This is a genomic window from Streptomyces sp. NPDC030165, from assembly GCF_055573595.1.
Genome location: NZ_JBVIBD010000010.1, coordinates 242,877 through 257,872, shown reverse-complemented (window position 1 = coordinate 257,872; position 14,996 = coordinate 242,877). Strand labels below are relative to the sequence as shown.

The window sequence follows — 14,996 nt, the reverse complement described above, 5'->3', positions numbered from 1 at the left end:
CCCCGTTGTCACAGCCGAACAAGAGCGCCGGACCGGACCGCTCCGGCGCATCCGACCCGTCCCGGTCCGGTTTCGCGGAGACCTTCTCCAAGGGCGCGCGGACCCCGAAGCGCGGCCTGGCCCCCGGACGCCGGGTGTGGAAGACGGCGCTGGGCCTGCCCGTCCTGGCCGGTGTCGGCGTCGGCGCGGTGGCGCTCGCCACCCTCGGTGTCTCCCAGGTGCGCTTCGGCGACGGCCAGGAGCAGGCCGTCGCCGCCAAGCAGCCGCAGCAGACCAAGACCGGCTCCCCGATGCCGTCGGCCAAGCCCGGCAAGGCGCCCGGCGCGTCGCCGAGCGAGAAGAAGCCCGACGACGCGGCCACGCCGGAGGGCGGACAGAAGTCGCCCGCCGCTCCGCCGGTGCCCAAGAAGAGTCCGAGCCCCGAGGCGAAGAAGCCTGCCCCGCCGCGCGTCGCGGGCGCGGGCGCCAAGGTGACGTACGAGGGCATCGCGGGCCCCGGCTGCCCGACGCCCCCGAGCGGCGGCTACCACCAGGCCGGCGTCCACGGTGAGGTCGGCGTCGGCTGGTACGGGCTCACCGGCGGCAGCACCCGCGACGGCGGCTGCAGCGGCCAGTTCACGTCCGTACCGATGTCCGGCGACCCGAACAGGGACACCGACAACGCCGTCATGTGGTGGTGGGAGCCGGGCCCGCAGTCCCGCAGCTGCCAGGTGCTGGTCTACGTCCCCAGCGGCCCCAGCGAGCGTGACGTCCAGGGCAGCCCGACCCACTACCAGGTGCTCACCGACCCCTTCAATCCGGGGACGAAGGTCGGCGACTTCGCCGTCGACCAGGTCGCGCACCGGGGGAGCTGGCAGCCGGCCGGCACCTTCCCGGTCCGCCAGAACAAGATCGGCGTGAAGCTGACGGACCGCGGCGACAACCACTCGCCGGGCCGGGACCGCGCCCACCACGGCGCCGGAGCCGCCAAGGTCGTCTGCCACGGCTGACCTCCCGTCACGGGCCCGCCGCGCGCGCCGCGTGCCGTGCCGCTACGTGTCGCACTCCAACTCCGTACCGCACAGCGCGCAGCGGGCCCGCAGCCGCCCGCGCACCGGGACGCGGATGCGCTGATGGCACGCCGGGCAGGGGAACGACACGCGCAGCGGCGCGCTCCCTTCGAAGGCGTAACCCCCGGCCGGCGGCGGGCCGCCCGGCCGTCCGGTGCGCCGCGGGTCCTGGGCCGCGCGTCGGTCCTTGGCGTAGCGGCGGCGGCCCGCCCAGCCGGCCGCGGCCAGCGGCGGCTGCTGTGCGTCGCGGCGGGCCAGCGCCAGACCCGCCTTGTACGCGTCGTACGCCTGCGGGCTGGTGAACCATGGCGCCGGGTCCTCGCCGAAGAGCAGCGCGCGCTTGGCGAGGACGTAACCGAACTCCTCCGGGGTCAGATAGCCCAGCTTCTGCGAGAACGGGCCGTGTTCGCGGTACGCGTCGAGCAGCAGCCAGCCCGCGCCCAGGTAGGTGGTGGCGGTGTCGGTGAGGATCTCGTTGTCGCGGGTGCCGGGGAAGGACAGGCCGAGGCGGTGCAAATAGACGTGCATCACCTCGTGGGCGAGGGCGGCGCCGACGTCCCGGCGGTGGGACTTGAAGCGGGCGTTCAGCTCGACGAAGTACTCGGGACCCGCGGTGAGTTCGACGTTGGCCGCCAGCTGCATGTCGCGGAAGGCGACGATCACGCGTGCGTCGGGCAGCCGCAGGTGCTGCACCATGGCGCGGGCCACCCGCTGCGCGCCCCCGTACAGCTCCTCGTCGTCGCTGAAGGCGACGTCGGCGGGCGGCACGCTGGTGTCGAAGGCCCGGATGGTGTCGTACGACAGGCGTTTGTAGAGCGCGGTGACGGCCGCGCGCACCGTGTCCAGGTGCGGATAGCCGTGCTCGATGTCACCGCCGGAACTGCCCGGGTTTCCCGTCGCCGCCACCCGACCACTGTACGGCTCGCCGGGAACGTCCGGTATGGGGTGTACGCGTCGTGGGTAGAACAGGAGTTGGCCAGATGTACACCCTTGCCACTGTGATCGCCGACTCCACATAATCCAAGGGCGCTTTGCGGGCTCATCCCCCACTGGGTCCGGACGCCTTGCGGCGTGCTGCCGACTTGTCGGCACGTTCTTCCGGCGGTCCTTTCCGGTTCTCGCGTTGGCATGGGCCTGACATCGACGTGCAACCCCCCACGAAAGGAAGCCCGTTGCGAAGCCAGCTGAAGCACCTCAGGAGAGCCACCGCCGCCGCAGCCGTCGCCCTCGCGGCCGTCAGCCTCCAGCCCGCCGCCGCCAACGCCGCACCCGCCCCCACACCCCAGCCCGACGGCATCCACACCAAGATCGTCGGCGGCACCAAGGCCGACCAGGGCGAATTCCCGTTCATGGTCCGCCTGTCGATGGGCTGCGGCGGCGCCCTGTACGCCAAGGACATCGTGCTGACCGCCGCCCACTGCGTGGACGGCAGCGGCCCCAACACCTCCATCACGGCCACCGCCGGCGTCGTCGACCTCCAGGACGCCAAGGCCGTCAGCGTCAAGTCCACCGAGGTCCTCCAGGCCCCCGGCTACAACGGCAAGGGCAAGGACTGGGCGCTGATCAAGCTGGCCAAGCCCATCGACCTGCCCACCCTCAAGATCGCCACGGACGACAAGCTCACCAGCGGCGAGTTCGACATAGCCGGCTGGGGCGCCGACAAGGAAGGCGGCCAGCAGCAGCGCTACCTCCTCAAGGCCAAGGTGCCCTTCGTCGACGACGCCACCTGCAAGAAGGCCTACGGCGACCAGCTCACCCCCGGCGAGGAGATCTGCGCCGGCAAGCTCGACACCGGCGGCACCGACACCTGCCAGGGCGACTCCGGCGGCCCGATGTTCCGCAAGGACGAAGCCGGCCAGTGGCTCCAGGTCGGCATCGTCAGCTGGGGCGAGGGCTGCGCCCGGCCCGGCAAGCCCGGCGTCTACACCGAGGTGAGCACCTTCGCCGCGGACATCAAGAAGGCGGCCGACGGCCTGGCCGGCTGACGGTCACCGACGCAGCGCGCACGCCGCGCCCCGGCGCCGTACGGCACCGGGGCGCGGTCGCGATCACACGGTCGCGCACGCCGGACCAAGGTCCTGCCGAAGAGGGACCACGCTCGTCCTTTCGGCCGGGGTGCGGACGCCGGCACATGGCCGGAAAGCCGATGCCCGCCCGCACGCCCCCTTCCTAGCGTGGGCCGCGTGACCACCGAGCCCCGCCTCCGCCGTACACCGCAGAGCCGCACGCCGCGGCCCCCGGGCCAGTGCCTCGCCCGCCCCGGCGATCACCGGACGACCGCGATCGCCGCTCTGCTGCTGGCCGCCTCCGCCGCGGCCGTCACCTGGCTGCTGCTCGGCAGCCGCGGCCACAGCCTCCAGGCCGTCCCCACCACCACCGCTGCCGCTGCCGCCGACCGCACCGGCGACGCTTGTACCTTGCGGGCCCCCAGGACCCGAGGCTGCGCCGCCGGACGCCCCGATCCGCCCCCCTACCCCTGCTGCCGGTCCCCGCACCGCGCCGGCCACCCCGCCGTCCGCGAAGCCCGCCGGTGACGGCACCGGACCGGCCCCAGCGGTTGCGGGGCGCGATCACCGCAGGTCAGATGGGAAGCAGCGGGAGCGGCCCGGACCGCTGCCGAGCACGGCGCACGGACAGGGCGGGACACACATGGCGATCAGCGTGGTCATCGCGGACGACCAGGAGATGGTCCGGACGGGCTTCCGGATGATCCTGGAGAGCCAGCCGGACATCGAAGTCCTCGCCGACGTCGTGGACGGCGCGGCCGCCCTGGCCGCGGTGCAGCGGCTGCGCCCCGACGTCCTGCTGCTCGACATCCGGATGCCCAAGGCCGACGGCCTGGAGGTCACCCGCCGGCTCGCCGAGCGCGCCGCCGCCCACCCCGAGTACGGACACCAGCCGCGCATCGTCATCGTCACCACCTTCGACCTCGACGCCTATGTGCACGCCGCGCTGCACGGCGGCGCCTCCGGCTTCCTGCTCAAGGACGCCAGCCCCGCCATGCTCGTGGAAGCCGTACGCGCCGCGGCGGCCGGCGACGCGCTGGTCTCGCCCGCCATCACCGTACGGCTGCTGCGCGAACTGGCCCCCACGGCGGCCGGCGGCACCACCCGCACCCTCGCCGAGCCGCTGACCGACCGCGAACAGGACGTCGTACGGGCCCTCGCCCGCGGCCGGACCAACGCCGAGATCGCCGCCGAACTCTACGTCTCGCTGTCCACCGTCAAGTCCCACCTCGCCCACGTCCAGGCCAAACTGGACGCCCGCAACCGGGTCGAGATCGCCGCCTGGGCCTGGGAGAGCGGGCTCGCCGCGGGCGGCACCGGCGGCGGGCCGGCCGTACCGTGAGCCCGCTGTCCGGGTGGGCACGCGCCCACCCGCGCAAGGCCACCGCCGCCAAAGCCGCCCTCGCCGCGGTCCTGCTCTTCCTCGTCGGCTTCGAGACCGTCGCACTGGCCCGCCAGCCCACCCGCCCGCACGCGACCGTCGTCGCCACCGCCGTCGTCGTCTGCCTGTGCGCCGTACCCCACGCACACATCCCGCTGAGAATCCGCGCCTGGACCGCCGCCTGCGTCTCCCTCGCCGCCTCGGTCATCCTGATCGCCGGACAGCACGCCCTGGAGGTGTGGGGTCTCGGCGAGGGCATCGCCCTGCTGGTCCTGCTCACCGGCGTGGTGCACCGCGCCCCCGGCCGCACCGCCGCGATCCTCGGCCCCATGCTGGGCCTGGCCTGCGTCCTCGCCCCGATGCGCGACATCCGGCTCGGCCTGTACACCGTCGTCTACGGCGTGCTGACCGTCGTCGTCAGCGCCTATTCGATGATCCTGCGCTGGCAGGACGCCCAGCGGATGCGGGACCTGGCCGCCGTACGGACCGCCGAACGCCTGGAACTCGCCCGCGAACTGCACGACGTGGTGGCCCACCACGTCACCGGCATCGTCGTCCAGGCCCGCGCCGCCCGCTTCACCGCACTCAGCGGACCCCGGGCGGGCGCCGCCTTCGAACGCATCGAGACCTCCGGCGGCGAGGCGCTGAGCGCGATGCGCCGCCTGGTCCGCGTCCTGCGCGAGGACGCCGCGCGCAGCCGGCCGCTCGCCGGACTCGCCGAAGTGCGCACCCTCGCCGAGACCTACGCCCGCACCGGCCCGCCCGTCACCCTGCACATCGACAAGGGCCTCGACGAGACGGTCCCCGCCGAGGTCGCGGCGGCCGTCTTCCGCATCGTCCGCGAAGCCCTCACCAACATCAGCAAGCACGCCGCGGACGCCACCGCCGTACGCATCGCGCTGCGCACCGTACCCGCCGGCCTGGAACTGCGCGTCGCCGACGACGGCGGACACCCCGCCCGCCTCCCCGAACAAGCCCGCGGCGGCGGCTTCGGCCTGGCCGGACTCACCGAACGGGCCGAGGCGATGGGCGGCCGGCTGACCGCGGGGCCCGCACCGGAGGGCGGCTGGGAGGTGCGGGCGGTGCTGCCGTCGGGGGCGGGAGAGGGGGAGGGTTACGAGGGCGGGTCCGCCGCACCGCCCCGTTAGTCCAACACCTCCCGCCCCTTTGTCCATGGGCGCGCCCGCCGTGCACCCAGCACCCTGTCCCACGACGGAGAGAGCCGGTGCGAAGGACGGAGAGCGCGCGTGAACGGACCGACAGGAGCGGAGCAGCCGACCGACGCGGCAGCACCGGCGGGCACGGGGGAACCGGTGGGCGCGGGGAATCCGGCGGCGGACGCGGGGGAGTCGGCGGGCGTGGGGAACCCGGCGGCGGGCGCGGGGCTCGGTCCCACCCGCAGGAGGATCGTCGTCGGCACCGCGCTCGCCGGGCTCGCGGGCGCCCTCCCGCTCAGCGGCGGCAGCGCGTACGCCGACAGCACCGGCACCGGCCCGCGCCCGAGTGACCGCGCCGGTGAGGCGGTGCTGCGGTCCGGCGCGCTGGAGGTCCGCGTCGACACCGCCTTCCCCCGCGTCCTCGCCTACACCGACCGCGGCACCGGCGCCGTCCTGTACGGCCAGCCCGACCCGGTCACCCAGGTCCTCGTCGACGGCACCGCCCGCACGCCCCGGGTCACCTCCCGCCCGGACACCGGCCGCATCGCGTACACCCTCGCCTTCGACGGCGGCACCGAGATCGACACCGAGATCACCGTCAGCGGATGGCGCATCGACTGGCGCGTCACCAGGATCGCCGACACCCCGGCCCTGCGCGTCGGCACCCTCCAGATCCCCGGGCTCGCCCTGCTGAGCGTCCGCAGCGACCAGCCGGGCGCCGCCCTCCTCACCGCCCGCATCGACCTGGACCAGGCCAGAAGCGGCGACACCCTCGTCCGGATCACGCCCGGCACCCCCGTGGACGCCGCGCCCGCCGGATGCGCGTACGCGGTCGCCGCCACCGGCCGGCTGGCCGCCGCCATCGAGACCAACACCGTGTACGACAAGCCCAGCGGCGCCACCACCTGGGAGAACGGGCGACTGTGGCGGCAGACCACGGCGAGCGGCGGCCACCGCTTCGCGCGCCTGGGCTGCGGCCAGTGGACCCACCGTGCGGCCACCGCGCCGCCGGCCGACACCGAGCCCCTGCCGTACGCCACCGTCATCCTCACCCGCGACCGCAACGGCGACGGCACCGCCGACTGGCAGGACGCCGCCATCGCGCTGCGCGACATCATGGTCAGCCCGCTCGGCGCCGACGACCAGCACCTGCGCGTCGTCGCCCACATCCCCTTCAACTTCGCCAGCCAGGCCACCAACCCCTTCCTGGCCACGCTCGACAACGTCAAACGGATCGCGCTGGCCACCGACGGGCTGCGGCAGTTCACGCTCCTGAAGGGCTACCAGTCCGAGGGCCACGACTCCGCCCACCCCGACTACGGCGGCCATTACAACCAGCGCGCGGGCGGCCTCGCCGACCTGAACACGCTGCTGCGCGCCGGAAAGCACTGGCACAGTGACTTCGCCGTCCACGTCAACGCCACCGAGTCCTACCCCGTCGCGCACGCCTTCTCCGAGACCCTCGTCGACAAGAACGACGCACAGTGGGACTGGCTCGACCAGTCCTACCGCATCGACGCCCGCCGCGACCTGGTCTCCGGCGACATCGTCCGCCGCTTCCGGCAACTGCGCGAGGAGACCGACCCCGCCCTGAACACCCTCTACATCGACGTCTTCCGCGAATCCGGCTGGAACTCCGACCGCCTCCAGCGCCACCTGCGCGCCCAGGGCTGGCAGGTGACCACCGAATGGGGCCACGGCCTGGAGCGCTCCGCCCTGTGGGCGCACTGGGCCAACGAGACGGACTACGGCGGCGACACCTCCCGCGGCATCAACTCCCGGCTCATCCGCTTCGTCCGCAACCACCAGAAGGATGTGTTCGCGAACAAGTGGCCGACGCTGCTGGGCGGTGCCCGGATGGGCAACTTCGAGGGCTGGGTCGGCAAGACCGACTGGCACGCCTTCTACAAGATCATCTGGGTGGACGCGCTGCCCGCCAAGTACCTCCAGGCGTACCCGATCCGCACCTGGCGCGACCACGAGGTCACCTTCGAGGGGCCGACCGCCACCACCGTCACCGACACCGGCGGCACCCGCCGCATCACCACCGACGGACGCCTGGTGTACGACGGCGGCACCTACCTGCTGCCCTGGGAACCGCGCCGGGCCACCGACCCCGAGAAGCTCTACCACTACAACCCCGCGGGCGGCACGACCACCTGGACGCTGCCGCGCGGCTGGTCCGGCACCCGGAGCGTGTACGCCTACCGGCTCACCGACCAGGGCCGGAGCCGCCCGCAGCGGCTGACCGTACGCGGCGGGAAGGTCACCGTCAGCGCCGCGGCCGGACAGCCGTACGTCCTCTACCGGCGGCCCGCGCCTGCCCAGGGCGGCCGGGGCTGGGGGCAGGGGAGCGGGCACGGCGGTCACGGACACGGCCGGAGCGGCCCCGGCTGGGGCGAGGGCACACCGCTCGCCGACCCCGGCTTCCACTCCGGCACCCTCGACGCCTGGCAGGTCACCGGGCCCGCCACCGTCGAGCAGAGCAGCCTCGGCGACTACGAACTGGTCATCGGCGCGGGCGGCACGGCAGCCGTCGCCCAGCGGCTCACCCGCCTGTCGCCCGGCACCTACGCGGCCTCCGTGCAGGTGGAGGTCGGCGCGCGGCCGGGGGAGCGGCGCCGGGCCACGCTGGAGGTGCGCACCGGCGACGGCGTCACGGCCGCCAACTGGACCGATACCTCCACCGCCGGCAACTTCGTCGCCGCCGACCGCAAGCACGGCACCCGCTTCCAACGGATGTTCACCTCCTTCACCGTCCCCGAGGGGGGCGGCCCCGTCACCCTCACCCTCGGTGTCGTGGCAGGCACTCCCCGTGTTCGCTTCGACAACGTGCGGGTGGCCCCCGCGGTTCCCGCCCGCCGGCCCGGCACCGTCGCGTACGAGGACTTCGAGCACGTACCGCAGGGCTGGGGCCCCTTCGTCAAGGGCGACGCGGGCCAGGTCACCGACCCGCGTACACACATCGCGCAGCGGCACGCGCCCTTCACCCAGCGCGGCTGGAACGGCAAGGCCGTCGACGACGTCATCGACGGCGGCCAGTCCCTGAAGTCCCGCGGCGAGAACACCGGACTCGTCTACCGCACCGTGCCGCACACCGTGCGCTTCACCGCCGGGCACCGCTACCGGGTCACCTTCCGCTACGAGAACGAGAAGGCCGGCCAGTACGCCTGGATCACGGCCGTCGACGAGCCGGCCGCCCGCGAACTGAGCCGCACCCCGCTGCCCGTCGCCCCCACCCCCACCACGCACACCTACGAGTTCACCGCCCCCGGCAGCGGCGAAGCGTGGGTGGGGCTGCGGAAGACGGGCAGCGACGGCAAGGCGGAATTCGTCCTGGACGCGTTCGAGGTACGGGAAATCTGACCTGCCGCGTCAGGGCACCAGACCAGGCGCCCCGGCCCCTTCCCCCTCAAGGGCCGGGGCGCCCTCCAGTTCCAGCAGAAGCAGCTCGTTGACGCCCGCGCGCAGCGCCGGGCCGGGGACGAAAAGGGTGCGCTGCGGGCCCCGTGACCAGTAGCGGCCCAGGCAGAAGCCGTTGATCCAGGCGAAGCCGCGCGTCCAGCCGGGCAGTTCGAGGGTGGCGTCGCCGGGGGAGAGGACGGCCATGGTGGCCCGGTAGAGACCGGTTCGACCGGCAGTGGCGGGAAACCGGCCGGGGCCGGCAGCCCTGAACGGCACCCGCCGCACCGCCGCCGCGTCCTCCAGCGCATCCAGCCGCAGCCCCCGCGCCCGTACGCCGTGCAGATACTGCCGCTCGTGCAGCACCCCGCCCGTGATGCCCTTCGGCTCCGCGAGCCGCGGACCGTAGTTGACGCGCCCCAGCGACTCCACCCACAGCTCCACGGCGGCGGGCCCGGTCACCGCCGCGCCGATCTCCGCCTCCTCGGTGTCCAGTACGGGCCCGCGCACGCCGTCCAGGTATGTCACCGCCAGGTCGCGCAAACCCCTCACCCGCAGCGGATACGGCCCGCGCGGCCCTGGCACCTCGAAGCGGTAACGCACCACACCCCGGTCCACGTCCAGCTCCTCGAACGTCGGCGGCACACCCGACGTCACCTCCGGACCGCCGAGCACGTCCAGGACGTCCGCGAGCGGCGCCCACCCGTCCGGCTCGGCCCGTACGGACGCGCCGAGGACCGGCGGCGCCACCGGGACCTCGGGCAGCGGGCCCGGCGCGTACGCGGCCAGCACCTCGCGGAAACGGTGGAACTTCTCCGTCGGACGCCCGCGTTCATCGACCGGCGCGTCGTAGTCGTACGACGTCACGGTGGGCCGCAGAGCCCCGTCGTGCAGCTCGCCGGAACGATTCGCCCCCGCCCAGCCCCCGGCATTCGTCCCCCCGTGCGCCATGTAGACATTGACCGACCCGCCGCACTCCAGAATCTCCCGCAGCGCGTCCGCCGCCTCCTCCGGGGAGCGCGCCACCGGAGCGTCACCCCAGTGGGAGAACCACCCGCACCAGAACTCCATGCACATCAGCGGCCCGTCCGGCCGATGACGGCGCAGCGCCGCGAACGCCTCCCGCGCCCCGGCACCGAAGTTGGCCGTGGCCAGGACACCCGGCACGGAACCCCCGGTGAGCATGTGGTCCTCCGGGCCGTCCGAGGTGAACAGCGGAACGGTCACACCGAGGCCGCGCAGCAGGTCCACCATGTGCGCCAGGTACTCCCGGTCACAGCCGTACGACCCGTACTCGTTCTCCGCCTGCACCATCACCACCGGACCGCCACGGTCGTACTGCCGCGCCACCACCTGGGACAGCAGCCGCCCGAACCATCCGTCCACCGCCCGCAGGTACTCCGGGTCGCGGGTCCGCACCCGCCGCCCCAGCGGGCCGGTCAGCCAGTGCGGCAGCCCGCCGTTCTCCCACTCCGCGCAGATGTACGGACCGGGTCTGACCAGCGCGAGCAGTCCCGCCGCCGACGCCGCGTCCAGAAAACGGCCCAGCGCCTCCGGGTCCCGGTACGTGCCGGGCCGCGGCTCGTGCAGATTCCAGGGCACATACGTCTCGACGCAGTTCAGGCCCATGGCGCGCAGCATCGCCAGCCGGTGCCCCCACTGCGCCTCGTGCACCCGGAAGTAGTGCAGGGCACCCGACAGCAGCCGCACCGGCCGCCCGTCCCGCTCGAAGTCCCGCCCGCCCACCACGAACCCGCCCATACCGCCCGTCCCGTCCCGTTCCGCCGTCCCGTCCGTCCGGTGTCCCGGCCACCCTCACCCCTGGCGGCACGGGAATCCATGGACAAAGATCGGCGGTGATTGGACGGAACTCGGACGGAACAGAGCCCGGACGGAGCAGAGCCCGGACGGAGCAGAGCCCGGACGCAACGGAGCCCGGACGGAGCGGCGACGGACAGGAACCGGCAGGTGCCGGTCATGGCCGGACGTGCCGATCACGGCCCGGCACGGCAGCAGCACGGGAAGGAGCCCGCATGTACCACACCTGGATGCGGTACTTCACCCCGAGCCCGGTCCACCACCGGCTCGGCCTGGTGTGCCTCGGCGTCGGACTCCAGCACGGCACCCTGCCACCCGTCGGCCCGCGCGTCCTCGACCACCACGTCGCCGTCCTCATCCACGCCGGCCACGGCTGGTACGCCGGCCCCGACGGCACCCGCACACCCGTCACCGCCCCCGCCCTGCTGTGGCTCGTCCCCGGCGCCACCCACCACTACGGCGCCGACCCGCACACCGGCTGGGACGAGAGCTTCGTCGACTTCACCGGCCCTGCCACCACCACCTACACCGAACTCGGCTACATCGAACCCGACCGCCCCCTCGTCCCGCTCGCCGACACCACCGCCGCCCGCACCGCCGTCGGCCGCATCACCCGCGCCGCCCGCCGCGGCAACCCCCTCCTGGAGGTCGAGACCGCCGCCGCCGTCCACGAACTCCTCGTCGCCCTGCGCCGCGCCCGCGCCGACACCGACGCGGACGGCCAGCCCGTACTCCAGGCCCTCGCCCGCGACGCGTTCCTGCCGCTGTCCGTCGCCGAACACGCCGCCCGCCACGGCATGACCCCCGCCGCCCTGCGCACCGCCGTACGCCGCGGCGCCGGATGCAGCCCCAAGGACTACCTCCTGGCCATCCGCCTCGGCCACGCCAAGGAACTGCTCGCCGCCACCGAACTCCCCGTCGCCGCCGTCGCCCGCCGCGTCGGCTACACCGACCCGGCCTACTTCAGCCGCCTGTTCACCCGCCGCGTCGGCACCGCGCCCGTCCGCTTCCGCGCCCTCCAGGGACACAGCGTCCCCGGCGGCTGGTCCACCCGCGTACCCGACCCCGACGACCCGCCGCGCATCGGCTGAGACGGCCGCGGCCACCGGCGCGCGCAGCACGTACGGGGCGGCCGGAAGCGGGCGCAGCACGTACGGGGCGCGGCCGATCCGGAAAAATCACGGGTCGAATGCGCGGTGTCAGTGCCGTACGGCAGCATGAGGACATGCCCGCACTGACGCGCGACGAGGCGCAGTCCCGAGCCCGACTCCTCGACGTCCACCGCTACGCGATCGACCTCGATCTCACCCACGGCCCCGACCACTTCGTGTCCCGCACGGCCGTCCGCTTCAGTGCGCGCACCCCCGGCGACACCTTCATAGAGGTCCAGGCGCACGAACTGCGCTCCGCCACCCTCGACGGCCGCCCCCTCGACCCGGCCGCCCTCGACGGCAACCGCCTGCCGCTGACCGGCCTCACCGAAGGCGACCACGAACTCCGCGTCGAAGCGGCCATGTCCTACTCCCGCACCGGCGAGGGCATGCACCGCTTCACCGACCCCGAAGACGGCGAGACCTACGTCTACACCCAGCTCTTCCTGAACGACGCCCAGCGCGTCTTCGCCGCCTTCGACCAGCCCGACCTGAAGGCCGTCTTCGAACTGACCGTCACCGCGCCCGACGGCTGGACCGTTCTCGGCAACAGCACCGCCACCCGCCAGGACGGCGACGCCAACCGCGTCACCCTCGCCCCCACCCCGCCCATCAGCACCTACCTCGCCGCCGTCGCCGCCGGCCCCTGGCACACCGTCCGCACCGAACACGCCGGACTGCCCTTCGGCATCCACTGCCGCCGCTCCCTGGCCCCCCACCTGACCGCGGACGCCGAAGAGATCTTCGACATCACCCGCCGCTGCTACGACCGCTTCCACGCCCTCTTCGACGAGCCCTACCCCTTCGACTCCTACGACCAGGCATTCGTCCCCGAGTTCAACGCGGGCGCCATGGAGAACCCCGGCCTGGTCACCTTCCGCGAGGAGTTCGTCTTCCGCTCCGCCGTCACCGACACCGAGCGCCAGACCCGCGGGGTGGTCATCGCCCACGAAATGGCCCACATGTGGTTCGGCGACCTGGTCACCCTCCAGTGGTGGGACGACATCTGGCTCAACGAGTCCTTCGCCGAATACATGGGCTACCAAGTCCTGTCCGAAGCCACCCGCTACACCGACACCTGGACCGACTTCGGCATCGCCCGCAAGGGCTGGGGCTCCGACGCCGACCAGCGCCCCTCCACCCACCCCGTCGCCCCCGCCCCCGCGGACGTGCCCGACACCGAATCCGCCCTCCTGAACTTCGACGGCATCTCCTACGCCAAGGGCGCCTCCGCCCTGCGCCAGCTCGTCGCCTGGATGGGTGAGAAGGACTTCCTCGCCGGCGTCAACGACCACATCACCCGCCACCGCTTCGGCAACGCCACCCTCGCCGACTTCGTCGACTCCCTCGCCCAGGCCACCGACCGCGACGTGCACGCCTGGGCCGGCCACTGGCTGCGCACCACCGGCGTCGACACCCTCACCCCCGTCCTCGGCACCGCACCCGACGGCGGCTGGACACTGCGCGTCGACCGGGACGGCAGCCGCCCGCACCACCTCACCGCCGGACTGTACGACCGCGACCCCACCGACCCCGCCCGCCTCGTCGCCCGCGACCCCCTCGCCTGGGACGTCCCCGCGGCGGCCCCCCAGAACCACGGCACCGCACCGGCCTCCGGCACCACACCGGCCACCGATGCCCCAACGGCTCCCGGCGAACTTGGCACCACACCGGCCGCCGGTGAACCGGACACCGCACCGGCCGGCGACGCCGCACCCACCGGCGCCCGGGACACCGCACCCCAGCACGTCCACACCGCACCGGGCCCCCGCCCCGCCCTGGTCCTCCTCAACGACGGCGACCTCACCTACGCCAAGGTCCGCCTTGACCCCACCTCCTGGGACACGGCCCGCGAAGCCCTCTCCGGCCTGCCCGACCCCCTCACCCGCGCCGTCGTCTGGAACGCCGCCCGCGACATGGTCCGCGACGGCGAACTGCCGCCCGCCGCCTACCTGGACGCCGCCCGCGCCCACCTCCCGTACGAGACCGACATCGCCGTCGTCTCCGGCGCCCTCGCCTTCGCCCGCGGCCAGATCGCCGACCGCTACCTCCCCGCCGCCGACCGGCCCGCCGCCCTGAACACCCTCAGCACCATCGCCCGCGACATCCTGCGCCGCACCGAAGGCTCCGAGAACGGCGACGGCCACGGACTGCGCCTGGCCGCCGCCCGCACCTTCATCGACAGCGCCACCACCCCCGACGGCATACAGGACTGGCTCTGCGGCGGCAGCGTCCCCGGCGGCCCCGTCCTCGACCCGGAACTGCGCTGGCGCATCCTCGGCCGGCTCGCCGTCCTCGGCGCCACCACCCCCGCCGCCATCGAGGACGAACTGGCCCGCGACCCCAGCGCCACCGGCCGCCAGGGCGCCGCCACCTGCCACGCGGCCCTTCCCGACCCGGCCGCCAAACAAGCCGCCTGGGACGCGCTGTTCGCCACCGACGAGCACACCGACCTGTCCAACTACCTCTTCAACGCCACCGCCGCCGGCTTCTGGGCCCCCGAGCAGCTCGACCTGGTGCGCCCCTACGCCACCCGCTACTTCCCCGCCGCGGTGGCCCTCGCCGCCCGCCGCGGCCCCGCCCTCGCCGACTCCGCCGGCCGCTACGCCTTCCCCACACCGCTCGTCGACCCCACCACCCTCCAGCTGGGCGAGGAGTGCCTGCGCACCGCCGACCCGTCCCCGGCGCTGCGCCGCAAGCTCATCGACCAGCTCGACGACCTGAGGAGGGCACTGCGGGTACGGGGCGCGTAGCGGCATACGGGGTGACGGCGGGCCAGGTGGCGGGAGGGCGGGCTCGGCAGGTCCAGCGGTGACGGGCGTGCGCAGGGGAGGAAAGGATCCGGCACGCGCCCGCCGCCCCTGCTGCCCGGCGCCGCCGGGGCGACCGTACGTACAGGCCCTACGGACTGCATAGCAGGCAATCCGATCACCACCGCCCCACCCAGCACATGGGTACCCCTTTCGGGTTGAGCTCGCCCAGCTCGGCAGGTACGCCACCCGGCCCCGGCCAGTCTGTGGTGTGCCCGCTGT

Annotated in this window: 10 protein-coding genes; 8 read left to right on the top strand and 2 right to left on the bottom strand. The window is 73.8% G+C overall.

The genetic code is table 11. From position 1 onward, the window contains the following. The first annotated feature begins 5 nt into the window (after positions 1-5). The gene (locus tag ACZ4Z1_RS20945) at positions 6-989 is read left to right on the top strand and encodes a hypothetical protein (protein ID WP_468488082.1); all 984 of its coding nucleotides are present in this window, start codon (positions 6-8) and stop codon (positions 987-989) included. A gap of 42 nt (positions 990-1,031) precedes the next feature. Here ACZ4Z1_RS20945 and ACZ4Z1_RS20940 read toward each other — a convergent pair whose 3' ends face one another. Further along, on the bottom strand, positions 1,032-1,955 hold the full coding sequence (locus ACZ4Z1_RS20940; protein ID WP_468488081.1) for a hypothetical protein: 924 nt from the start codon (positions 1,953-1,955) through the stop codon (positions 1,032-1,034). Positions 1,956-2,221: 266 nt separating this feature from the next. On the opposite strand from ACZ4Z1_RS20940, the gene ACZ4Z1_RS20935 reads away from it, so the two are divergent. The 5 genes from ACZ4Z1_RS20935 to ACZ4Z1_RS20915 all read left to right on the top strand — a co-directional run bounded on the left by ACZ4Z1_RS20935 (position 2,222) and on the right by ACZ4Z1_RS20915 (position 8,959). Then, complete coding sequence (locus ACZ4Z1_RS20935; protein WP_468488080.1) at positions 2,222-3,034, top strand: S1 family peptidase; 813 nt, start codon at positions 2,222-2,224, stop codon at positions 3,032-3,034. A gap of 198 nt (positions 3,035-3,232) precedes the next feature. Further along, positions 3,233-3,583: a hypothetical protein gene (locus ACZ4Z1_RS20930; protein ID WP_468488079.1), complete on the top strand. Its 351-nt coding sequence runs from the start codon at positions 3,233-3,235 to the stop codon at positions 3,581-3,583. Between the two features lie 115 nt (positions 3,584-3,698). Further along, positions 3,699-4,397, top strand: a complete 699-nt coding sequence (locus tag ACZ4Z1_RS20925; RefSeq protein WP_468488078.1) for a response regulator — start codon at positions 3,699-3,701, stop codon at positions 4,395-4,397. Between the two features lie 5 nt (positions 4,398-4,402). Continuing rightward, positions 4,403-5,584, top strand: a complete 1,182-nt coding sequence (locus tag ACZ4Z1_RS20920; RefSeq protein ID WP_468488153.1) for a sensor histidine kinase — start codon at positions 4,403-4,405, stop codon at positions 5,582-5,584. A gap of 210 nt (positions 5,585-5,794) precedes the next feature. Beyond that, positions 5,795-8,959: an endo-alpha-N-acetylgalactosaminidase family protein gene (locus tag ACZ4Z1_RS20915; RefSeq protein WP_468488152.1), complete on the top strand. Its 3,165-nt coding sequence runs from the start codon at positions 5,795-5,797 to the stop codon at positions 8,957-8,959. 9 nt (positions 8,960-8,968) lie between these two features. Here the strand turns inward: ACZ4Z1_RS20915 and ACZ4Z1_RS20910 are convergent, their stop codons facing one another. Then, positions 8,969-10,756 carry a beta-galactosidase gene (locus ACZ4Z1_RS20910; RefSeq protein WP_468488077.1) on the bottom strand — a complete coding sequence of 596 codons (1,788 nt, stop codon included), beginning with the start codon at positions 10,754-10,756 and terminating at the stop codon, positions 8,969-8,971. Between the two features lie 272 nt (positions 10,757-11,028). On the opposite strand from ACZ4Z1_RS20910, the gene ACZ4Z1_RS20905 reads away from it, so the two are divergent. Together ACZ4Z1_RS20905 and pepN are read left to right on the top strand one after the other, a co-directional pair. Further along, positions 11,029-11,904, top strand: a complete 876-nt coding sequence (locus ACZ4Z1_RS20905) for a helix-turn-helix domain-containing protein (RefSeq protein WP_468488076.1) — start codon at positions 11,029-11,031, stop codon at positions 11,902-11,904. A 134-nt stretch (positions 11,905-12,038) separates the two neighbouring features. Continuing rightward, positions 12,039-14,717 (top strand): aminopeptidase N, encoded by a 2,679-nt coding sequence (pepN, locus tag ACZ4Z1_RS20900; protein ID WP_468488075.1) that lies wholly within the window; start codon positions 12,039-12,041, stop codon positions 14,715-14,717. Positions 14,718-14,996: the final 279 nt, after the last annotated feature.